We start from the raw sequence: 23,908 nt of genomic DNA, 5'->3' as shown, positions 1-23,908 counted from the left end.
GTGAGTTCAACCCTGCGGACCGTCAAGCCCAATCCCTTGCTGATGCTGGCTTTTCTCACAGCCACAGCCTGCAGCATCCATGTGTTTGAAAACCTGATCATGCGCTTGCTGCCGCTGCCTTTTCTCCGGCTGGGCCTTTCCAATATCGTGGTGATGCATCTGCTGTTCGAAAGAAAACCCCTGCAGGCGTTCGTGGTGGCCATCACCAAATCTCTGGTCGCGGGAGCCGTCACCTTCACCCTGTTGTCTCCGGCCACCTTGCTCTCTCTCTGCGGAGGCCTCGCGGCCATTTTCGCCATGTGGGCCGCCCTTGCCGCGAACCTTGGCTTCACGGAGTACGGGGTGAGTGTCAGCGGGGCGGTGGCGCACAACATTGTGCAACTCGTGCTGGTTCAAACGGTGGTTTTGCCGGGCACGCAAGTTTTTGTGTTGACACCATTGCTGCTGTTTTTAGGCTTGCTCAGCGGAATCCTCACAGCTTGGGTCCTGCTAAGGGTAAAAGAAAGATTCGCAAAACATAAGAATGGATATCATGAAGAAAGAGAATAAACAGAAATGGCGCAGCATCCTCCTGATCGGAGGCATCGCCGCGTGCGTCTTGATCGGCGTGTTCATCGGCGCCCTGTGGTATTATCAGGACGATCTGCCGCCCACGGTGGAGCTGAAGAATTACACCCTGCGCACCGGCAGCGAGGTTTACGACCGCAGCGGCCGGATGATCTACCTGTTCGCCTTCGAGAAGCGGAAGCTGGTTTCCCTCAAGGAACTTCCTCCCCATCTGATCGACGCTCTGATCGCCACGGAAGACAAACGCTTCTATTATCACCTGGGCGTGGACCCCATTCGCATGGTGCGGGCTCTGATGACCGACATCAGAACGGGTGATTTCTCGGAAGGCGCCAGCACCATCACCCAGCAGATGGCCCGCAACATGTTTCTCACTTTGGATAAAACCATCGCCCGCAAGATGCGCGAGATCGTGCTGTCCCTGAAGATCGAGGCCACTTTCTCCAAGGACGAGATCCTGGAGATATATCTGAACAAGATCTTTTGGGGCTCCCAAAATCACGGCGTGGAGACGGCCTCCCTCTATTATTTCAACAAACACGCCCGCGATCTCAACTTGCCGGAATCAGCCCTGATCGTGGGCATGATCCAGCGCCCCAATTATTATGATCCCTTCAAGCATCCCGAGCGGGCTAAAAGCAGGCGTGACCTCGTTTTGGGGCGCATGCTCAAAACCCGCAAGATCACGGAGGAACAATACCAGGAAGCCCTTGCCTCTCCTGTCAATTCCCAGCGGGGAGGCAGCTACGCCCGGTTCGCCTCGGACTATTTCATCGAGCAGGTGCGCTCCTATCTGGAAAACAAATATGGCACCGAACGCCTCTTCGAGGGCGGGCTGAAGATCTACACCACCCTGGATTCGGAGATGTCTTCGGCCGCGGATTCCCTGTTCAACGCCTACCTGAGACGGGTGGAAAACAGCGGCGGTTTTCCCAACCGCTATTCATCGGTCCCCAAAGACGCCCAGGATATCGACACCAAATACATCCAGGGCGGATTGGCCCTGATCGAGAACAAGACCGGATACGTCCGCGTGCTGATCGGCGGACGCAGTTTCGAGCACAGCAAATTCAACCGCATGACCCAGGCCAGGAGGCAGCCGGGATCATCCATCAAACCCATTTATTACACCATCGCGGTGGAAAAGGGCTACCATCCTGCCAAGATCCTGCCCGACGCCCCGATCACCATCGGCAACTGGTCTCCCAAAAACTCCGGCGGCTCCTACCACGGAAACACGCGTATGCGCGTGGCTCTGCAGTGGTCTTACAACACCTGGGCGGTGCGGTGCGCCGAGGATATCGGACTGCCCGCGGTGCGGGACGCCTTTCGCCGGTTTGGCCTCAAAGCCGATCCCAAAGATCTCACCGCGGCTCTCGGGGCCTATGAAGTAACCCCGCTGAACCTGATCGCCGCCTACACGGCCTTTCCCAACGACGGCAAGCGCGCGGCACCCGTCTTCGTGACCAAGATCGAGGACATGAACGGCAAGCTGATCGAGCGGATCAACTCGCAGAAATACAACGTTTGTTCGCCTCAGGTGGCCTATCTGATGACCAGCATGCTGCAAACTGTTGCCAAATCCGGCACCGGGGCTTCCTCGCGGAACGGCTATTACTGGGATAATGCGGGCAAGACAGGAACCAGCAATCAAAACAACGATTCCTGGTTCATCGGCTTCAACAAGGCCTACACTCTGGGCATCTGGACGGGATTCGACAACCGCAACCTGAAATCGGGTTCCGCCCTCGCGGCCAGCATTTGGGGGCCGATCATGACCAAGGCCATCCAGATCGACAACAACGGCCGCACCCCCAGTGCCAACGATTCCCGCTACACCTTTGTGGAACCGCCCCGGATCGTGCATCTGAACATCAATCCCTACACCGGTTTCGTAGTGAGGGGCGGCGGCATCTCGGAAGTCTTCATCGAAGGCTATGAACCGGTGGTGTCGCGCGATTCGCTGTCCTACAATTTCGCGCCCAGCTACAATTTCCAGGACCAGTTTGAGCAGGAACTTTGAACCCCGTGAGGAGTGTGAACCATGTTAGTTTTTGACGACCAGCACCGGGCGGCTTTCTTTCCCCTGGCCGAAAACCGGAGCGTGGGCGACCTGCGCTGCGGCATTCTCAAGCTGCGGCAGAGGCTGCAGCAGTTTTTGGAAGACTCCGACGATACCGCCGTCTGGACGGATCCCCTGCTGACAGAGCTATACCGGGAGCGTAAACCCGAGTGGCGCGTGAACCAACCCGCCCCGGCCCATACCCTGCTGGTGAATTCGCGCCTGCGGGTGGATCAGGCCTCGATCGAAGCCGTGAAAAATCTGCCTGCGGGCCACTGTCTTCACCAGGGGGAGGTCATCCTGGCCCTGCGCACCCTGAAAGAGACACCGGCCCTGCCCACCCTGGACGGTCTTGCCGGCCAAGGCTACACGCTGCTGCCCTCCGATCTGGAGCTCTACCACAACCTCAGCGACATCATTCACGACAACGATCGCCTGCTGCGCTTCGATTTTGAGCACCTTTTCTACGATAACGACAACTACTTTGAAACCGAACTGGGCGTCACCGCCCTGAATCCCTACAGCATCTGGATAGGTGAGAACGTGGATCTGAAACCGGGTGTGGTGCTGGACGCCTCCGACGGGCCGATCGTACTCGATCAGGGCGCGCGGGTGCTGGCCAACGCCGTGATCACAGGCCCGGCCTACATAGGTAAACGATCCCTGGTCCGCGTGGGTGCCAAGGTTTACGGCGGCACTTCCATCGGCCCTGTCTGCAAGGTCGGCGGAGAAGTGGAGGGCAGCATCTTCCAGGCCTATTCGAACAAGCAGCACGACGGTTTTCTGGGCCACAGCTTCATCGGAGAATGGGTCAACCTCGGTGCTGACACCAACAACAGCGACCTCAAGAACACCTACGGCAGCGTGGGTTTTTACTCCTATCTCAGCGGTTCCCGGGTCGATTCCGGCTCCATGTTCCTGGGCGCTCTCATTGGCGATCACGCCAAACTGGGCATCAACACCAGCATCAACACTGGCTGCGTGATCGGCGTTGGCTCCAACCTCTGGGGTCCGCACCTGATCTCGGGCTTCATCCCGGACTTTTCCTGGGGCCAGGCTTCTGAACTTGAAAGCTATCGCTTCGATCGTTTCTGCGCCACCGCCACCCTGGTGAAAGCACGCCGCGATCTGGAGTTCAGCCCCGCCGAAACTGAAGTGTTCCGCGTTTTGCACGGGAGGTCCGGTGTCTGAGCGCAACCTTGAAGTGCCCATCCAGGAATACATGGAAGTGGAATTCCGGACCGGCCGTTTGGGTTATTACCAAAACACCCAAAATCTGCCCATCGCTCCGGAAGACCTCATCATTGTGGAAGTGGAGCGCGGTGAGGACATCGCCCAGGTTACCCACCTCAGCGTGTCCGGAGACGAGATCGGCGCCCAACTGCCACAAACCGGCCGGGTTTACAGGATCAGGCGCGTCGCCACCGAACTCGACCTAGAAAAGCTCCGCAGCCTGCCCCTGGAAGAGGAAAAAGCCGCCCAAACCTACGCCGACATCCTCTCCCGCTATTCCTTCGAAATGAAGCTGATCGAGACCATCTATCAGTTCGATGGCAACAAACTCACCTTTTTCTTCACTGCCGAGGGCAGGATCGATTTCCGGGTCTTCGTGCGTGAACTGGCCAACGTTTTCCGCACCCGCATCGAACTGCATCAAACCACGGGGCGCGACGAGGCCAAGCGCCTGGGCGGATATGGCATGTGCGGACTCCAGTACTGCTGCGGGAATTTTCTGAAACGCTTTAACCAGGTCACCATCAAGATGGCCAAGGACCAGAACCTGGCCGGCAACCTGGCCAAGATCTCCGGTCCCTGCGGGCGTTTGCTCTGCTGCCTCAATTTCGAGGAGGATTTCTACGTGGAGGAATCCCGCGGCTATCCCATCCCCGGCACCTGCGTGGAGCTCAAAGGCAAGCGGATGTACGTGTTCAAGACCGATGTCCTGAACCAGCGGATCCACCTTTCAGACGAAGATCAAAGCCTCACCGAGGTGGATCTGGAGAGCTTCCAAAAACTCAAAGTCATCTCCGTGCCGGACATCGAGCCATGCTGAGCAGCCTCTACGGGATCCGGCCGGAAGAGCTGGAGAGCTTTTTCAGCGCCGCTTTCCCGGCTTACCGGGTGCGCCAGCTGCTGAACTGGGTTTACCGCAAATACGTCTTCGATCCCACCCTGATGACCGATCTGGCCCCGGATTTCCGCGCCGCCCTCACTGGCGCTTTCGATCTTGCCATGCCCTTTGTCGCCCAAAAAAAACTCTCCGCGGATGGCAGCGCCAAATATCGGCTGGTTTTGGCTGATGGCGCCCAGATCGAGATGGTGCTGATGCCCCAGGCCAGGAAACAGACCCTCTGCGTTTCCACCCAGGTGGGCTGCGCCCGTGCCTGCGCTTTCTGCGCCACGGGCCGGATGGGCAGGAAGCGAGACCTGGGCGGTCACGAGATCGTGCAGCAGATCCTTTTGGCAGCCTCTGAGGCCGATCCCGCCCTCACCAACCTTGTCTTCATGGGCATGGGCGAGCCGCTGGACAATCTGGACAACGTTTTGGACGCCGTCTCACTGATCCAGCACGCCCGCGCCCTGGCCTTCAGCCCGCGCCGCGTTACCGTATCCACCTGCGGGATCGTGCCCGGCATCCAGCGTCTGGCCGAATCCGGCCTCAAGGTGAAGCTGGCGGTGTCGCTCAATTCCGCCCGGGATGAGGTACGCGGCCAACTGATGCCGGTGAACCACAAGTTTCCCCTGCCGGTGCTGAAAAAAGCCCTGCTCTACTATCAGCAGCACAGCCCCTTCCGGATCACCCTGGAATACATCATCATTCCGGATGTGAACATGGCCGCCCCGGACCTCAAAGCCCTGCGCAAGTTCTGCGGCGACCTTTCCTGCAAGCTCAATTTCATTCCTTACAACCCCGTGCCCTCCCTGCCGTTCCGGGCCCCCACGGAAGCCGAGATCGAGGCTTTCATGGGCCACGCGCGCGACCTGCCCCAGGCTGTGATGCTCCGCCGCAGCAAAGGCGCGGATATCAGCGGGGCCTGCGGCCAGTTGGTCGCGGGGGCCATCAACAAACCCACAGGAGTTTCCTCATGAACCAGATCGAAAGCATCGCCCGGCGTCTCTTTGGAGACAATCCTCCCTGCAAATGCGGCGGCGCCCACGCCATCTGCCTGGGCTGCGCCGTCTGCCGTGCCGCCAAGCCGGACCAGCTTTACGACCCCGCCGCCGGGATCGCCTCCATCATCGACGCCACCCTCCTCCGCGCCGACGCCACCCAGGCCGAGGTGAACGCCCTCTGCGACCTCGCCAACGACCATAAATGCGCCTCCGTCTGCGTTAATTCCCACTTTTCCCATCCCCTGCAACTGCGCCTTTCCGCCGCCGTCAAGTCCTGCACCGTGATCAATTTCCCCCTCGGCGCCGGCTATACCTACGCTGTGGCCGCGGAGGCCCTGGCCGTGATCAACACCGGCATCGAGGAACTGGACATGGTGCAGAACCTCAGTGCCGTGAAAAGCGGCCACATCCTGCATTCCTTTGAACTCATCCGCAACATCGCGGAACTCTGCCGCAGCAACAGGGTGCTGCTCAAGGTGATCCTGGAAACCTGTTTCCTATCGGAAGAGGAGATCATCGCCTGCTCGCTCTACGCCAAGAAAGCCGGCGCGGAATTCGTGAAGACCTCCACCGGTTTCGGCCCTGCCGGGGCCACAGTGGCCAACGTAAGCCTGATGAGGCAGACGGTGGGCCCCAAGATCGGCGTGAAGGCCTCCGGCGGGATCCGCACCCACGAACAAGCTTTGGCCATGATCGCATCCGGCGCCAACCGCATCGGCGCCAGCAGCGTCACCGCCCTGCTTTGAGCGATATGCTGAAAGTCACCCTCGCCGGCTACAATATCGACAGCTCTCTGATCCGCTCTCTGGACCAGGCTTCCGCCACTCCGGAGGTGATCTCAGCCGCTTACGCCCGCATCAGCCGCAGCGCCAAATCCGTTTCCGAACTGCGCGCGGAGGCGCTGGCGGATGTCGCCCAGGCGAGAAAATCGAACCAGGCCATCGTCTTTGACCTGGGCCACGCCTCCGTGGCCGAACACGCCGTCTTCAACTTCGATGTGATCGGAGTTTCCCGTCTCCTCACCGAAAGCCTGGAAACCCTGCGCTTCGCCTCTTTCACCGAAAAATCCCAGCGCTATGTTACCTTTGCCAGGGACTACGTGATCCCGGCTGAGCTTGAACTTCCGGCCCATTCCGCTCTTAGGCGTGAATACATCAGCGTTATGGACGCGCTGTTCGCCGAATACCAGGCCAGTTACAAAGCCCTGAAGAGCTTGTACGCCTCGGATTTTCCGGAGCTTGCCGCTCAGGCCCGGGACGGCATGGCCAAGGAAGACGCCCGCTACATCCTGCCTCTGGCCACCACCACCCAGCTGGGGATGACCCTCAACGCCCGCAGCCTGGAAAACCTGCTCCGGCGCCTGATCGCCAGTCCGCTCAGGGAAGCCCGGGAACTGCACGCCGCTTTGCTGAAGCCGGCCAGAGAAGTATGCCCCTCCTTGGTCCGCCACGTGGAGGCGGAACCTTTCACGGGAAGTTTCCGCGCCCTCAACCCCAAAATTCCCCGCGACGATTTTCAGGATGAGGAGCTCGTGCGCCTGCTGACACATACCCCGAACGCCGATGACACGATCCTCGCGGCGCTGCTGTATGAACAAACTCAGGGCAGTTGGCAGCAATGCCTCGACGCCACGTCCGGCTTTGCTGCCAAGGTGAAACAGGACATGTGGGACCAGGTCTTCGCGGATATCCGCCCTTGGACAAAGATGCCCCGCGCCTTTGAACTGGTGGATTTCTCTTTTGAGCTCAGCCTGACGGAAAGCTGCTGGGCCCAGTTCAAACGCCACCGGGTGGGATCCGTGATCAGGCAGAAACATCCCAGTTCGCGTCTCTGGGTGCTGCCCGAGGTGATCGGGGAGGCAGGCCGCTCCTCCCAATGGCATGATCTGTTGCCCCGGGTTATGGACCTGAAGAAAGCTCTGGCCTCGATCTCGGACGAGCTTGCCTGCTACGCGCGCCTCAACGCCGATCGCGTGAAGGTGCTGGTGAAAATGAACCTCCGCGAGCTCTACCACCTCATCCGCCTCCGCTGCGACGAACACGCCCAGTGGGAGATCAACATCCTGGCCCACGCCATTGCCGAACAGCTTCGCGGCGTGGCTCCCCAGGCCACGGCATTCCTATGCGGGAAAAGCGAATTCGACGCCTGTAAGGCGGATCGCGCTTTCCAAAACGATTGACAGATTTGCCCCTTTCAAAATCGATGTTAACAAGTTTCCGCGTCCCTGTAGCTCAGCTGGATAGAGTGGCACCCTCCGAAGGTGAAGGTCAGGCGTTCGAATCGCCTCAGGGACGCCAGGTTTTCTGATCGTGGCCTCCGAAGTTGTCATCACCCTTGCCAACCTGGCCAAGCAGATAGGCAGCAAGGTGATCTTTTCCGGGCTCGACCTCGGCATCCATTCCGGCGACAAGATCGGCCTGGTGGGCGTGAACGGCTGCGGCAAATCCACCCTGCTCAAAGTGCTCGCTTCCCAGATCGATCCCACGGAAGGCAGCCTCGTCATCCGCAGCGGCCTCAAGCTCGGATATCTGCCTCAGGAAGCTCCGCAAACCGCGGATATGAGCGTTTTGGACTACATCCAGCCACCCGTCCCCTTTGCCGCCGAAAGCGACGAGGAACACCGCTACAAGGCCATGCTCACCGTACTCGGTCTCACGGATTTTGCCAAACCCCTCGCCCTCCTCTCCGGAGGACAGCGCCGCAAGGCCGACCTCGCCCGCGTTCTGGTGGCCGAACCGGACATCCTCGTGCTCGACGAACCCACCAACCACCTGGACCTCGAAGCCATCGAATGGCTGCAGGACCTGCTGGCCGAAACCAAAAAGACCGTCATCTTCGTAACCCACGACCGCTATTTCCTGGATGCCGTCTGCACCCGGGTTCTGGAGATCGCCCACGGCCGCTGCCACATCCACGAGGGCAATTATTCCGCCTACGTGCGCGGCCACCTCATCCGCGCCACCGGGGCCCAGCGCAAGGAAACCCGCCGCCAGGCCCAGCTCAAAAAAGAGCTCGACTGGCTGAACCGCGGCGCCAAAGCGCGCGCCACCAAGCCCAAAAACCACGTTGACCGCGTGCGCGAACTCCTTTCCAAGAGCTACCTCATCTCCAACGCCGAGCTCGATATCTCCTTTCAGACGGACCGCCTCGGCAAGACCATCCTGGAGCTGCATAAACTCAGTAAAAGTTACGGTTCCCAGGAGCTGTTCACCGATATCGACCACAATTTCCAGCCCCGCGAGCGGATCGGCGTCCTGGGACCCAACGGCTGCGGCAAAACCACTTTGCTCAAGGTCATCACCGGCGAGGTGGAGCCCGACCTCGGCAGCGTCAAAGTGGGCGTGAACACCCATTTTTCCTACTACCGGCAGGAGGACGAAAGCTTCGATCCCCTCCTCAGCGTTTACGACTACATCGCCCAATACGCCGAGGTGATCAAGACCCGCGACGGCAGCAAGGTGACCGCCGCCGAAATGCTGAAGCGCTTTCTCTTCGACGCCAAAATGCAGCAGCAGAAACTCTCCTCCCTCTCCGGCGGTGAGCTCAAGCGCCTCTACCTGCTCAAATCCCTCATGTTCGGCGCGAATTTCATCATCCTGGACGAACCCACCAACGACCTCGACATCCGCACCCTGGAGATCCTCGAGGACTATCTGGACGCCTTTGCCGGCTGCCTCCTCGTGGTTTCTCACGACCGCTTTTTCCTCGACCGCTGCGTGGATTACCTCTTCATCTTCGAAGGCACTTCCATCCGCAAATTCCCCGGCAACTACTCCGATTATTTGCTGGTGAAGAAATTCCAGCGCGAGGAAGCCGCTGAACAGGCTGCCCCAGCTCTGCTCCTGCGTCCCAAACGCGCCCGGAAAGGCCTTTCCTACAACGAACAGCGCGAGTTCGACCTCCTTACCCGGGAGATCGACAGCCTCGAAGCACGCGTGGCGGAACTCGAGGACACCCTCAATTCACCCGGCGAACAGCTCTCCCACCTCGATTACGCCCGCATCAGCGCCGATCTGCAAAGCCTCCACGCCCTCCATCAGGACAAGCTCCAGCGCTGGCTGGAACTCGACGACAAAGCCGGAAGCTAAACCCCGCGCCGGATCGGAGCGGCAGACGTCCTCGTCTGCCAGATAACAGGAGCGGCAGACACAGATACAGGAGCGGCAGACACAGATACAGGAGCGGCAGACGTCCCCGTCTGCCAAGGTCCAACGGACCTTTCCTGGTTAAAACAACAAGCCCCTCCGGTCCTTCGCAGGCTGGGACGCCCGCGACTCCGATTACGCCCAGCCCCGCTGTGTCATTCCGGGGAAGCTGCCGCTCCGCTGTTTGTTCTGAAGACACAGCCTTGCTGTCATTCCGGGGAAGTCGCGCCAGCGACAGGGGCCCCGGAATCCAGCCCTCGCCGGACAACTTGTTGGCCGGTGGGGGGATTCGAATCCAGACCAAACTGACCCTTGTTTTCCGCACTATAATCCTCTCCAGAAAAATCCCGCTTGACAGATATCCCCGGTTCATATCGTCTGAAATAAGTCTTTTTTTACACGATAAGTAAAGAGGTTTGTACATGGCAAAACGCGCAGCAAACAATTCCAGCGGCGCCAATCTGGGCTTTGAAGAGACTCTCTGGCAGACCGCCAACAAGCTGCTTCCCTTCATGGACGCGGCTGAATACAAGCATGTGGTGTTGGGGCTGATCTTCCTTAAATACATCTCCGATTCCTTCGAAGAACACCACAATCAACTGCTGAAGGAACCCCTGGCCGATCCCGAGGACCGGGATGAATACACCGCCGCCAACATCTTCTGGGTGCCGTCCTCCGCCCGCTGGAACTATCTCCAGGGCAAGGCCCACACCCCGGAGATCGGCAAACTGATCGATGAAGCCATGGCCGCCATAGAAAAGGACAACAAAAGCCTGAAGAACATCCTGCCGGGAAACTACGCCCGCCAGGACCTCGATCAGGCCAAACTGGGCGAACTGATGGACCTGATCGGCACAATCGGCCTGGGCGAAAAGGAAAACCGCTCCAAAGACATCCTGGGCCGGGTCTATGAATACTTTCTGGGCAAATTCGCCAGCGCCGAAGGGAAAAAGAGCGGCCAATTCTACACCCCCCGCTGTGTGGTGCAGCTTCTGGTGGCCATGCTGGCCCCGGTGCCGGGTAAGAGGATCTTCGACCCCTGCTGCGGTTCCGGGGGAATGTTCGTCCAGAGCGAGAGATTCATCGAAGACCACGGCGGACACATCGGCGACATTGCCATCTATGGACAGGAATCCAACCCCACCACCTGGCGCCTGGCCAAGATGAACCTCGCCATCCGGGGAATAGAGGCCGATCTGGGTCCGGAAAACGGGGACAGCTTTCTCAAGGACCTCCATAAGGACCGCCAGTTCGATTTCGTGATCGCCAATCCTCCTTTCAACATGAAGGACTGGGGCGGAAACCAACTGGCCAAGGATCCCCGCTGGCAATACGGAATTCCGCCCGAAGGAAATGCCAACTACGCTTGGATCCAACACTTCCTCTGGCATCTGGCCCCGGAGGGGCTGGCCGGATTCGTGCTGGCCAACGGCTCGATGAGTTCTCAGCAATCCGGCGAAGGCGCCATCCGCCAGGCCATCATTGAAGATGATCTGGTGGACTGCATGGTCGCCCTGCCGGGGAACCTGTTCTACTCAACTTCAATACCGGCCTGCCTCTGGTTCCTCTCCCGCGGCAAAAACAACGGCCGCTTCCGGGACCGCCGGGGAGAGTCTCTTTTCATCGACGCCCGCGAACTGGGACAGATGATAGACAAGATCCACCGGGAACTCACAGAAGATGACCTGGACAGGATCGCCGGGACCTATCACGCCTGGCGGGGAGACAAAGACGCGGGTGAATACCAGGACATCCCCGGATTCTGCAAATCAGTCTCCACGGAGGAGATCGCCAGCCAAAACCATGTGCTCACCCCCGGCCGCTATGTGGGCATGGCGCTCAGGGATGATGAAGACGGCGAACCCTTCGAAGCTAAGATGCGGCGCTTGACCGAGGAACTTTATGCCCAGTTCGAGGAATCCGCCCGGCTGGAAAAAAAGATCAAAGCCAATCTGAAGAAGTTGGGCTTCTAAACACATGTTAGTAAAACTACGAGAAGTAATTGATTCTGTGTCGGACACTTACAAATTTACTAGTCCTGATGAGATAGCAATTTTTTTGAATACATCAGATATCTACGACGGCTATGTTATTAATAGAGTAAGTATGCCTGCCAAAAATCTTCCCGGTCAAGCTAAGAAAAGAATACGTAAAAATGATATCTTGTACAGTGAAATAAGGCCAAAAAACAAAAGATTCGCCTATGTGAATGATGAATGTAGCAAATATGTTGTATCTACAAAGCTAATGGTTCTCAGGGTCCGGCAATTATATGATACACGGTATATATATCAATACCTTAAATCTCAAACCACAATTGATTATTTACAGGCTCAAGCAGAAAGCCGTTCAGGCACATTTCCACAAATAACGTTTGATGTAATTGGGGAAATCGAAATCAATATTCCTCCCATAGAAACCCAAAAAGAAATTGCCCAGGTCCTGGGAACCCTGGATGACAAGATCGAACTCAACCGCAGGATGAACAAAACCCTGGAGGAGATTGCCCAGGCCCTTTTCAAACACTGGTTCATAGATTTCGAATTCCCCAATGAGGAAGGCAAACCATACAAAACCTCCGGCGGGGAAATGGTTGATTCCGAACTGGGACTGGTTCCAAAAGGATGGAGGTTAGGGCAGTTAAAAGAATTAGTGGACAACGTTGTAAACAGAGTAAGTGTATCTGAGAGAAAGGAATCAATGCCATACGTCCCCATAGAATGCATATCTCCTAAAACGTTGTGTTTATGGAACTCCTTACCAGGTGTAAAAGCTCAAAGCAGTTTGATAATATTCGATCAAGGGGACATTTTATTTGGAGCTATGCGGCCGTATTTTCATAAAGTTTGTATAGCACCATTTGAGGGTACAACCAGAACAACTGCATTTGTACTACGAGCCCGGCCTCAAGAAGTTGGATATGCATTAATGCTTATAAACCAGAAAAAAACAATAGAGCATGCTACTAATCATTCTGAAGGGAGCACAATACCATACGCTAAATGGGACAATATTATGGGGTGTATGGATATAGTAGTTCCTGATAAAAATACTATGTTGAAATATGGCGCTTTAATGAAATCATTTCTATGCTATATGAATACCAACGTTTCTCAATCGTCGATATTATCAAACAATCGAACGCTATTATTCGAGCATTTTTTCCATAACTCCTGAGGAAGCCCATGATACAATACAGATATGATGAGAAGCTAGATGTTCATTTAGAAGATTATATCAATGCTGGAGTGGACGCGATCATTGAAAGACTACACGAGAAAGACATTAGTTCCTTTCATGAGCACTTCTCCAATGCTGCCAAAGAATGTATTGATAATGGAAAGTTAAAGGAAGGTAAGGTCCTATGGCTTTTAGCAGATGCAAGTTCAATGATGTTAGTACCGGAGAGCCCTAATGAACCTTACAAACCTTTTTGTTCGATGGGGGGCAGGAGGTCTGCACTTCCAGAGGATTTTTTATTAACGGATATAACTTTCTTCCAAGAGATAGTATCGAAAATCAGCGATTATAGATTGAGGTCTAGAATAGCAGATATATGTTGGTACATTGTGCATCCTAGAAATCCAGATTATGCATTAATAGCTATAGATGCTTATTTGAATTATAGATTTGAAGAAAACGAACATTATTTTGAATGTGAGAATCCATACAAACGTGCGATATATTTATGTCATATCCATAGAGATTTAACGAGAGATCGAGTTACCAAAATTCACGACTATCTAATTGAGACACTTCGAAATAATGTTAAGAATCATAGAATTGTCGACATCGTGTCTGATTTATTGATAAGGAATGGTCTTGGAAGCAGTACAGATATAGTTATTGAAATACTTCTAGAATCATCACATACAACCAAACTAGATTCAGAGCGTACTCTGTTGGATCGAGCCTTTGATTTAATTGCGAAAAAAAACTATAATGACCCAAGATTGTTTGAAATAAAATGTAGAATTGCCGAGTCTTATGTTGAACAGGGGACTTCTGCAACGAGTAGTATGTTTGCTGCAGAATATTACCATTTAGCTATCGAAGCATACCGAAAAATCCCAAGAAAAATTCGAATTCAATATGTAAGCGAAGATAGAATAAAAGAGCTATATGAAATGATTGAGGGGGCAAACAAACAAGCAACAACAGAAATGAATCTTATAACCTCACCGACTATGAACGTGACTGAAATACTAACCGCTGTTGAAGGTCATGTTAAAGGACATAATTTACCAGATGCAATCTATGCCTTTGTTTCCCTTATTGAACAACAGAAAGAGCAAGAATACAGTGAAAAAGCTATAGAAAGAATGAAAGATAGCATATTATCAGCCCTGGTTTCTAAAACACACTATTCAAGGGATGGAAGAGTAGTATGCAAAACATCTGGCATCTCGTTAAACGATCCTGACGGCCCACAAAACAAGAAGGCTTTATGGGTTCAGATGTTAGAAGACTTTGCTCACAACATTTCTTTCTCTGTAAGTGTCATGATTTTACCGGCCTTGAAGATACTGAATGCCGAACATCTTATCTCTTTGTCTACTATGATAGACCTGTGCTCATTATCCATAGCTGTGCCCAAAGACAGAATGTTATTGTGGGCCAAAGGAATATACTGTGGATTCGAAAGTGATTTTCTTACTGCGGTGCACTTATTAACACCACAAGTTGAAAACTATGTAAGGATTTCGATGAAGAGGAATGGTATTAAAACGACATTCACCGATGAGAATGGTATTGAGACAGAAAAAAGCCTAAGCAAGTTGTTAGAGGACAAGGACATAAGTCAAGTGCTCGATAATGACCTATTATTCGAGACGAAAGCTGTGTTTACGGATCCTGTAGGATTCAACATGCGGAATGAAATAGCTCATGGTCTGGTGGATTCTTATGTTGGATTTACTTACTCTTCAGTGTATACATGGTATTTTTGCCTGCGACTTGTATTGTCAAATATCAGACAACAACAGACGTTAAATCAAGATTAGTAGTATTCTATATTGGAGTAGTTATGCGAGATTACATATGCGAATCAAGGGATGTACCACTTGAGAATCCTTTACCTTATATGATTGATATCGGGTTTTCAAAAGAAAAAGCACCAGAAGCTCTTAAAAACGCTAAAGATAACCGTGAGTTGGAAATAAACCTATATTGGCGCAGGGCGGCCTACTTTTGGGTATTTATTAGTTTGATATGGACGCTTTTTGGTAAAATAGCATTAGATATGAAAATAATGGACATTGAACAACCAATGGAAGAATTGCAGACTGCTGTCTTATACTTTGTTTCTTGTGTGGGTCTATTTCTTTCATATGCATGGTTCCTCGTAAACAAAGGAAGCAAATACTGGCAAGAAAATTGGGAATATCAGATTGATTACCTTGAAAACTCGATAATGGGTCCATCTTATAAGCTACACATGTTTTCAATAGACGAAGTCAATAAAAAAACACTAAAAAGCACAAACTCTGAAAAGGAATTGAGGAAAATGATAACAAGTAAAACAAAACCTCCCTCGGTTTCCAAAATCAATTTGACTGTAAGTCTATTCAATATGACGTTATGGGGGATTATCAATTTTTGGACATTCATCTGGTTCTTACTCGTATCTATTATTAAGAAGCCGTTGATGCTAAACTTCCCTTTAGCCGTTTACATTGGTTTCGCGTTATCTTTAATAGTGACAGTATATTTTATGTGCAGGTTATGTAGTAGAAGCTGCAAATCATCTTTGTACGGTCATAGAATAGTTTACCATATCAGGTCAATAAACGAACCTATCCCTGAAGATTATGTTGAAAAGAATTACAAACACATGACACAATGATGTCAAAATATAACCAACACCAAAAACTTGTTTATGAGATACTAGTGCTTTGTCGTTCAGATTACAGTTTGTGATTAAGTGATAATTGGATAGAAAAATGCTCGAAAAATCCGTTGAATCCATAGCCCTGCATCTCCTGGAAGATCTGGGCTATCAGATCAAGTCCTATCCCCATCTCCTGGAAGATAGCGACATTCCTGAGTTGCTCCGTCTGGAGACCCTCCAGGCCATGCTGGCCCGCTTCAATCCCACGTTACCCGTGGATTGTCTGGCGGAGGCCGCGCATCAGGTTTTGCGGCTCAAACAGCCCTCGCTGCTGGACAGGAACCGGGCTTTTCACAAGCTGTTGGTGGAGGGGGTTCCAGTCTCCTACCGGCTGGAAGGCAAGACGGTTCACAGCTCGGCCAGGCTGGTGGATTTCGCTTTCCCGGAGAACAACGACTTTCTGGCCGTGAGCCAGATGACGGTGATCGAGGACAAGCACATCCGCCGCCCGGACATCGTGCTCTTCCTGAACGGCCTGCCCCTCGCGGTGCTGGAACTGAAGAATCCTTCCGACCCGAACACCACTATCTGGAGCGCCTACAATCAGATCCAGACCTACATCAGCCAGATCCCCTCGCTCTTTGCCTACAATTCCCTGCTGGTGATCACCGACGGCCTGGACGCCCGGGTGGGAACGCTCAGTTCCGGCCGGGAGCGGATGATGCCCTGGCGCACCATCTCCGGCGAGGAGATCGAGAACAGCGAGACCTCCAAAATGGAAGTGCTGCTTCGGGGGATCTTCGAGCCATCCAGGCTGATTAGCATCATCCGCCATTTCATCGTATTTGAGGAAAACCGCTCCGGCACCATCAAGAAGCTGGCCGGCTACCACCAGTTCCACGCGGTGAACGCGGCTGTGGACAAGACCATCCAGGCCATATCCCGGCAGGGGGACAGGCGCTGCGGCGTGGTCTGGCACACCCAGGGCAGCGGCAAGAGCCTCACTATGGCCTTCTACGCCGGCAGGCTGGTTCAACATCCGGCTTTGGAAAATCCCACCATTGTGGTGATAACGGACCGCAACGACCTGGACGATCAGCTCTTCCGCACCTTTTGCAGTTGCCGGGACCTGATCCGCCAGACGCCCAAACAGGCGGATGACCGCGCCGATCTGCGGAATCTGCTGAAAGTGGCTTCCGGCGGTGTGATCTTCACCACCATCCAGAAATTCATGCCCGATGAAGTGGGTGTGGATTACCCTCTGCTCAGCGAGCGGCGCAACATCGTGGTGATCGCCGATGAGGCCCACCGCAGCCAGTACGATTTTATCGACGGCTTCGCCAAAAACATGCGCGACGCCCTGCCCAACGCCAGTTTCATCGCTTTCACCGGCACCCCGGTGGAACTCACCGACCGCAACACCAGGGCCGTGTTCGGCGATTACATCAGCGTTTACGACATTCAACAGGCGGTGCTGGACAACGCCACGGTGCCGATCTATTATGAAAGCCGGTTGGCCAAGCTGGAACTGGACGAAGCCGAGAAACCCAAGCTGGACCCGGAGTTTGAGGAGATCACCGAAAACCGGGAGCCGGACGAGAAGGAAAAGCTGAAGAGCAAGTGGGCCGCCCTGGAAGCGGTGGTCGGCTCGCAAAAGAGGATAGATCTCATCGCCGCGGATATCGTTGCCCACTGGGAAACCCGCAGCGAGACCCTGGAAGGCAAGGCCATGATCGTCTGCATGAGCCGCCGCATCTGCGTTGAGCTGTACCAGGCCCTTACAAAACTGCGTCCCGGTTGGCATTCACCGGATGACCGCGCGGGCGCCATCAAGGTTGTCATGACGGGAAATCCGGCCGATCCCCTCGAGTTTCAGGGCCACATCCGCAGCAAGGACCGCCGCGACAAGATCGCCGAGAGGTTCAAGGATCCGGCCGATCCTCTCCGGATCGCTATTGTGCGGGATATGTGGCTCACCGGCTTTGACGTTCCCTGCCTGCACACGATGTATGTGGACAAGCCCATGCACGGCCACGGCCTGATGCAGGCCATAGCCCGCGTAAACAGGGTTTACAAGGACAAACCCGGCGGCCTGGTGGTGGATTATCTGGGCCTGGCGGAAGAACTGAAGAGGGCCCTGGCCACCTACACCCAGGCCAAGGGCAAAGGGACCATCACCCTCGACCAGAACGAAGCCCTGGCCGTTCTGATGGAACAATACGAACAATGCCAGCGGCTGTTTCACGGTTTCGACTGGAGCGCCTGGCTGCGGGGAACACCCAAGGACAAGCTGGATCTGATCGCTCCGGCTCAGGAATTCATTCTGGCCCAGGAAAACGGTAAAACCAGGCTGGTGGAAACGGTGGCCAAACTCACCAAGGCCTTCGCCCTCAGCGTCCCCCATCCCAGCGCCCTGGAAATTCGCGAGGAGATCGGCTTCTTCCAGTCCGTCAAGGCCGCCGTCATCAAATCCTCCGGCTCCGGGGCGGACCATGATCCCCTGGGAATGGAAAGCGCCATCGCCCAGTTGGTCTCCAAAGCCATTTCCAGCGACCGCGTGGTGGATATTTTCGCCGCAGCCGGACTGGAAAAACCGGACGTCTCCATCCTTTCCGACGAGTTTTTGGAGGAGGTGCGCCGCATGCCCCACAAGAACCTGGCCGTGGAACTGCTGAAAAAACTTCTCAACGACGAGATCAAGGCCCGCTTCCGCAAAAACGCCGTTCTCTCCCGCTCCTTTGCCGAAATGCTGGCCGAAACCATCCGCAAATACCAGAACCGCACCCTCGAGGCCGCGGCCATCATTGCCGAACTGATCAAGATCGCCAAAGAGGTAAAGGATGCGGAAAAACGGGGCGAAAAACTGAAGATGAACGACGATGAACTGGCCTTCTACGACGCCCTGGGCAACAACGACAGCGCCGTGCTGGAACTCGGCGACGAGACCCTGAAAAAGATCGCCCTGGAGCTGATCGACAGCGTGCGCCGGAACGTCACCATCGACTGGGCGGTGCGGGAACAGGCCCGCGCCAAGATGCGCGTGATGGTGAAACGCATCCTCAAGAAATACGGCTATCCCCCGGACAAAACCGAGGAAGCCACCGACCTGGTGATCGAACAAGCCGAACTTATCTGCGGAGATTTCGCGGCGTGATTTGCGGAAGGCTTGTTTAAGGATCGACATGCTTGTTTAAGCAATACATAAACTGTCTTTCGCAAGGAGTGATATCAATGAAAAGTATTGTGATTTACCTAGGAATAATCATTACAGTACTGATGACTATGTTCTTATCTGGATGTGCAGTATCGCAGGGGTATGTAGAAAAACCACCGATGACATACAAGAATCTTAATAGGTTCAAATATGTAGTTGTTTTCAACAACAATAACAAGGTGTTTATTAGTCCAAATTCGGAAGTTGAGAATGCTTTCAGAAACGCGGGCATAATTCCCATTGATCTTGATGAATTTGGAAAAATGGAGATGAACGATAAACTAGCCACACTAACATGCTCGTATAACTATTATCTCAACCGCTACGGTGGAGATGAGTTTTATAACTTGTTTATAACCTTGGAAGCAGTTCAATTAGGCACTACTGATTTTAGTGAGGTGATGAGGTTTAAAGTGTCTGCCAACGTATATGGAGAGGCAGATATGTACAATCAAGCAACATCAATCTTAAAACGATACTATCAAGGATATGATGAAAATCTAATGATCGGATATCTAAGGAATTATATAGATAAAATTGAATCAGATAAATATAGGTTTTACAGTAAGGATATAAATCAAGTTAAAGATTATTTGGATAACAATCTACTAAGATTAAATCAGATAGAAGGGATTTGGTCTCCTCTGGCGATGGGCGGAGAAGCCCTATTTGACAGATCCAGAATAGCTATAATATCTGTTGAAGATGATAAATACGATTATTACGCTATAGTCTTGGATGAGAACTTTGTTTGGTATAAAGGAGAAATACGTGTTAAATTGAGAAAAACAGCCAACTCCAATGTATATTCGATAGTCTATTATACTGATACAAAACTGGAATTGCCCTCTACGGCATTTATAACACCGGAAGGGCTTCTTGAGCTCAGTATGCAAGAAGAACATAAAAAAATGACCTCGTCAACTTATATTAAAGACTATCCAAACTCAGAAGAAATGGGCTCTTCTTCTGTTTATGAAACATCCGTGGGGTCTGGATTCTTAATCAGCGGTGGCGGTTATGTGGCCACCAATCTGCACGTTGTGAAAAATTCCAAGAATGTTTATGTGATTTCTAACGATGGTAGTCAGTCTCGGTTATCTGCGACTATTGAGTTATCAGATGAGAGAAACGATATTTGTATTTTGAAAGTTCCAGGATTGGCCGGTACTATGAATACAATGAGAATACCATATGGATTTGAAGATACAACAAACAAAACGGGTGAATCTGTGTTTTGCATGGGATACCCCTTAACAAAAGTAATGGGGAATGAGATCAAGGTTACAAATGGGATCATAAGCTCAGTAACTGGATATCAGGGCGATGTGTCAAGCTATCAAATCAGCGCCCCCGCCCAACCTGGTAACAGCGGGGGGCCTTTGTTCAATTCTCGTGGGAATGTAATCGGGATCGTCAACGCAAAAATTGAGAACGCAGAAAATGTCTCATACGCAGTCAAGATATCATACTTGAAAAATCTGGTTGAATTGTTGGACGAAAACATTGTAATGGAGAAAAAAAGCCAGGCGTCAACGAACTTATCTTCAATGGTGGAGAATTTCAAATCAGCTGTATTTATCATAGAGGCAGAGTATTAGAATATCAGCTACCTATCTGTCAATCGTAGCCTGATGACTTATTGATGGATTCAGACTAAATATAGAATTAGCCGGAGTAGATAACTCCGGCTAATTTCTTTATCCTCCTCACATCAGCTTGTCGAGCAGCTCATAGCCTGGCACAGGCTCAAGCAATCCCGCTGACACGGCGCGTTTGACGCTGCGGCAGGGGAGGTCGTTGGCTTCGATGTGGACCCGCTCCAGAAATTCCAGGTCGATGCCGGGATCCGAGGCCTGCAGCGCGTACATCATTTTGAGGAAGGCGCTGTACCAGGTGCTGTAGATACGGTCTCCTTCCCTGGCGTGGCGGCTGTGGATGTCGGTGTAAACCGTCATGTCCGTGATGAAGGCCTGGGAAGGCGCGATCCGCTTCAGGTTGCGGGCGATGGCGGCGAAGCGGCGGTTGTTCTCGTTCAGCCGGGGTTTCACGTGCGGCCTCACCAGCAGGCGGTTGAGCCGGGGATTGTAGTAGTAGATCAGTCCGTCGCAGGCGCCGTGATAGGCTTGCAGCATGTTTTTGAAGTAGACTTTCATGTTTTTCCTCCTTTGTATTTGTCCACGAATGGCACGAATTCGCACGAATTGAATAGAACGCTGATGACGCGGATCATTATGATTTACGCGGATCATTTCTCTGTGTCTCTGTGCCTCTGTTTTTTCTGTTTGTTTTTTCCATCTTACAGCTTGCGTGTCAACCTCTTGCCCGCCTCCCGTTCAGTTCCCATTGAAGCGTTGGGAAGTCAGCGGGAAGTGAATGGGATGTGGATGGGAAGCGGCACAGAGAGCCCCTATATATAGTGGGTAACAAAAGAGGGATTCGTCACGGAAAAAGAAGAATAGAACGCAGATGACGCGGATTATTATGATTTACGCGGATCAATAAAAACAGAGGCACAGAGAGACAGAGGAGTTTATCCACGAATTCCACGAATTTACACAAAAGGGTTCACGCTGATTGGTTGTACGGGTTCAAACCGGACTGTCATTCCGGGGTGGCGTTTTAACGCCGGGGTCCCGGAATCCAGATGGCAAATACAAACTGCTGTCAGACAAAGGCGGTGTCGATGCAGACGCAGTCTGGATCGACACCCTCTGTGGGCTATTCCCGCAAGGCCTGGATTCGAATCACCCCACCGGCCAACAAGTTGTCCGGCGAGGACCCCGACTGGGCCCCGGGGGCTGAAGCCCCCATCCCGGAATGACAGTTTGGGGCGGGTGGTTGGCAAAGACAAGCCTCGCAGAGGCGGCAGAACGATAGCGAGGGCACGGAGCGAAGCGTAGCCCCTCGTACGAGGCCATACAAACACCAAGCCTCGCAGAGGCGGCAGAACGATAGCGAGGGCGCGGAGCGAAGCGTAGCCCCTCGTATGAGGCCATACAAACACCAAGCCTCGCAGAGGCGACAGAACAGGTGATTTGGGGTATGTCGCCCACAAGGGGCTCAGATATTGGTTTTGGTACTGGTTCGAGGGGTTGCGTTCCCGCCCCACGGCATCGCTTCGCTCCTCCGCGGGGACCCCGGTCACTTCACACCCTCGCTATCGTTATATCGCCCCTGGCGGGGCTTTTGAGAAGAAACGAGAGGCAAAAAAGCAAAGCTGTTTAGTAGCTTGCTTGTTTGCTTATGATTGTATAACAATGAGTTAAGAGGCAAAAAAGCAAAAAAGGGGTCTCTTATACATATAGAGAAGTTTTAGAGCTGGATCAGATAGAAGGATATGCTAAGATGATGTATAAGATGTATATAGATATAATATATATATAATAGTAATATATTATATAATATATAAAACTACATTAGCATCAACACCTCTATGCGGGGATTTCAGCACGGGGGGGGGCCTGAAACTGGATATATATAAGAGAGGTGATTTTTGCTTTTTTGCCTCCTAACCTGCTGTCATTCAACGAGAAGCAAAAAAGCGGGAACTAAAACCACACTGCTTTTTTGCCTCCAAAAAGAAGGGCGGCCGAAACCGCCCTCATGCTGGTATGTTCATGGATTTCAGCCGGTTGACTGAAATGACTTGAGGATCTCCTCGGCCAGGATGTAGTACTTGGTATTATGGTAGTTTCTGGCCTGGAATGTATCGACGGTTATGGCTTCTCTCTCAATTAATGACTCTATGCACTCTTTGAACTCCCGCTTCTTCATGTGCGACATGTTCATCAGGGCTGTATGGCTTACTTTCCCGTTGTACTTGTTCACCAGCAGTTCGACCAGTTTCCGTTCTCCGGACAGCTTATCCTGTTCACTCACGATCTCCAGGAAGGGGATGGTGTTGGCGAAGTAGAAATCACAGAGGTAGAGGCATTGGGCGGCGGTTTCCTCGGAGACGCGGAGGCCTTCGAAGAAGCGTTCGCAACAGCCACGCTGGATGGCCTCGCCTAGCTCCTCCCAGATTTCCACCAGGCTGAAGATGGCGCAGAACTTGTAGAAATAGCCGTCATAGATGCGGGTGAAGTAGCTCATAAGGTCGTCGTTGTTTTTGGCGAACCAGGTCTTGTACTGGGCCTTGTAGAGCGAATCCCGCAAAGCGACGGCCTCATCGGACATTCTGATCCTGTGGGAGCCGGGGATGGCGCGGAAGTGTTTGAACATGCCTTCGTAAATGGCCAAACGTTCCTCCAGGTCCTCGCCTTCCTTGGTATCGAGGTCGATGTCCTCGAGGTTGATGTCCCGCACCACGAAGTAGATGAAGCGCTGGAGGAAGCCGCCGAGCTGGTCGGAGTTTTCGCGGATGTTGCGGTACATCCAGGCTTCGGTGGTGGCGGTGGAGATGCTCAGGGCGGGTTTGCGGATCCTCTCGGTCTTGGTTTGGTTGCTCACGGTCTTCGAAACGCCGTCGTAGAGCTCCGTGATTGTCTGTTTATAGCCGGAATTGAAGTGTTTGTTCATTTCGGCCAGCCAGGCGGATAGCTCGTGGTGGATGAAGAGCCGGGTGCCGTTCAGGGACAGCATTGAGAGCATCTTGGAGTAGGTGACGTTGGAGAGCAGCTGCGTTTCCGCCTCGTACACGTCCAGGGGCATGTCCTCGTAGAGCTCCTCGTGCGGTCTGATGGTGTATCCGGCGTAGGTGATGGCCGTGGTTTTCCGCGAAATGGAGGAAGGTCCAAGCAGGCAGCTCCAGATGTTCGGATAGATGCGGTTGGAGTTGGAGAGCATGAAGACCCGGTTGCCGAGGTTGACGGCGATGTGGGGCAGCCAGGCGCTGATCAACAGGCCAGGATGGCAGTCGGTGCTTTTGGAGGTTAGTTTGATGTAGTCACGCAGCAGCAGCGGGACTTTGTCCAGGTCCAGATCCACGGAGGGCTTCTTCCCGAAGAGTTCTATCAGTTCTCTACGCATGGTGA

17 protein-coding genes and 1 tRNA gene are annotated in these 23,908 nt (G+C 53.1%); 16 read left to right on the top strand and 2 right to left on the bottom strand.

What is annotated here, in order from left to right:
• The 15 genes from LHW45_04015 to LHW45_03945 all read left to right on the top strand — a co-directional run bounded on the left by LHW45_04015 (nt 1) and on the right by LHW45_03945 (nt 20,533).
• A complete protein-coding gene (locus LHW45_04015) occupies nt 1-549 on the top strand; it encodes a Gx transporter family protein (GenBank protein MCB5284741.1) in 549 nt (182 codons plus the stop codon).
• Entirely contained in the window at nt 533-2,590 is a 2,058-nt protein-coding gene (locus LHW45_04010) for a PBP1A family penicillin-binding protein (GenBank protein MCB5284740.1), read from the top strand. The genes LHW45_04015 and LHW45_04010 overlap by 17 nt, the downstream gene beginning before the upstream one ends.
• A gap of 21 nt (nt 2,591-2,611) precedes the next feature.
• Nucleotides 2,612-3,820, top strand: coding sequence for a hypothetical protein (locus tag LHW45_04005; GenBank protein MCB5284739.1), 1,209 nt, complete (start codon nt 2,612-2,614; stop codon nt 3,818-3,820).
• A complete protein-coding gene (locus LHW45_04000) occupies nt 3,813-4,682 on the top strand; it encodes a Tpl protein (protein ID MCB5284738.1) in 870 nt (289 codons plus the stop codon). The genes LHW45_04005 and LHW45_04000 overlap by 8 nt, the downstream gene beginning before the upstream one ends.
• Nucleotides 4,676-5,719, top strand: a complete 1,044-nt coding sequence (gene rlmN, locus LHW45_03995) for a 23S rRNA (adenine(2503)-C(2))-methyltransferase RlmN (protein MCB5284737.1) — start codon at nt 4,676-4,678, stop codon at nt 5,717-5,719. Before LHW45_04000 ends, rlmN begins: the two co-directional genes overlap by 7 nt.
• Nucleotides 5,716-6,489, top strand: a complete 774-nt coding sequence (deoC, locus tag LHW45_03990) for a deoxyribose-phosphate aldolase (GenBank protein MCB5284736.1) — start codon at nt 5,716-5,718, stop codon at nt 6,487-6,489. The genes rlmN and deoC overlap by 4 nt, the downstream gene beginning before the upstream one ends.
• A 5-nt stretch (nt 6,490-6,494) precedes the next feature.
• The gene (thyX, locus tag LHW45_03985; GenBank protein MCB5284735.1) at nt 6,495-7,922 is read left to right on the top strand and encodes an FAD-dependent thymidylate synthase; all 1,428 of its coding nucleotides are present in this window, start codon (nt 6,495-6,497) and stop codon (nt 7,920-7,922) included.
• Between the two features lie 41 nt (nt 7,923-7,963).
• A tRNA-Arg gene (locus LHW45_03980) sits at nt 7,964-8,040 on the top strand.
• Nucleotides 8,041-8,052: 12 nt separating this feature from the next.
• Nucleotides 8,053-9,831, top strand: coding sequence for an ABC-F family ATP-binding cassette domain-containing protein (locus tag LHW45_03975; protein ID MCB5284734.1), 1,779 nt, complete (start codon nt 8,053-8,055; stop codon nt 9,829-9,831).
• A 479-nt stretch (nt 9,832-10,310) separates the two neighbouring features.
• Nucleotides 10,311-11,861 (top strand): type I restriction-modification system subunit M, encoded by a 1,551-nt coding sequence (locus LHW45_03970; GenBank protein ID MCB5284733.1) that lies wholly within the window; start codon nt 10,311-10,313, stop codon nt 11,859-11,861.
• Between the two features lie 4 nt (nt 11,862-11,865).
• A complete protein-coding gene (locus tag LHW45_03965) occupies nt 11,866-13,065 on the top strand; it encodes a restriction endonuclease subunit S (protein MCB5284732.1) in 1,200 nt (399 codons plus the stop codon).
• 8 nt (nt 13,066-13,073) lie between these two features.
• On the top strand, nt 13,074-14,891 hold the full coding sequence (locus tag LHW45_03960; GenBank protein MCB5284731.1) for a DUF4209 domain-containing protein: 1,818 nt from the start codon (nt 13,074-13,076) through the stop codon (nt 14,889-14,891).
• A 23-nt stretch (nt 14,892-14,914) separates the two neighbouring features.
• On the top strand, nt 14,915-15,733 hold the full coding sequence (locus LHW45_03955) for a hypothetical protein (GenBank protein MCB5284730.1): 819 nt from the start codon (nt 14,915-14,917) through the stop codon (nt 15,731-15,733).
• A gap of 97 nt (nt 15,734-15,830) precedes the next feature.
• Nucleotides 15,831-18,872: a type I restriction endonuclease subunit R gene (locus tag LHW45_03950; GenBank protein ID MCB5284729.1), complete on the top strand. Its 3,042-nt coding sequence runs from the start codon at nt 15,831-15,833 to the stop codon at nt 18,870-18,872.
• 77 nt (nt 18,873-18,949) lie between these two features.
• Entirely contained in the window at nt 18,950-20,533 is a 1,584-nt protein-coding gene (locus tag LHW45_03945; GenBank protein ID MCB5284728.1) for a serine protease, read from the top strand.
• Between the two features lie 108 nt (nt 20,534-20,641).
• On the opposite strand, the gene LHW45_03940 is transcribed toward LHW45_03945, so the two are convergent.
• Nucleotides 20,642-21,088 carry a hypothetical protein gene (locus LHW45_03940; protein MCB5284727.1) on the bottom strand — a complete coding sequence of 149 codons (447 nt, stop codon included), beginning with the start codon at nt 21,086-21,088 and terminating at the stop codon, nt 20,642-20,644.
• Nucleotides 21,089-21,618: 530 nt separating this feature from the next.
• Here LHW45_03940 and LHW45_03935 point away from each other — a divergent pair.
• The gene (locus LHW45_03935) at nt 21,619-21,756 is read left to right on the top strand and encodes a hypothetical protein (protein ID MCB5284726.1); all 138 of its coding nucleotides are present in this window, start codon (nt 21,619-21,621) and stop codon (nt 21,754-21,756) included.
• 803 nt (nt 21,757-22,559) lie between these two features.
• Here LHW45_03935 and LHW45_03930 read toward each other — a convergent pair.
• Nucleotides 22,560-23,908, bottom strand: a 1,349-nt coding sequence (locus LHW45_03930; GenBank protein MCB5284725.1) for a DUF3987 domain-containing protein, incomplete at its 5' end; no start/stop codon positions are given.

It is taken from the genome of Candidatus Cloacimonadota bacterium, from assembly GCA_020532085.1.
Classification (GTDB): Bacteria; Cloacimonadota; Cloacimonadia; order Cloacimonadales; family Cloacimonadaceae; genus Syntrophosphaera.
The sequence above is the reverse complement of the archived record's forward strand: the minus strand, read 5'-3'. Positions and strand labels throughout refer to the sequence as shown.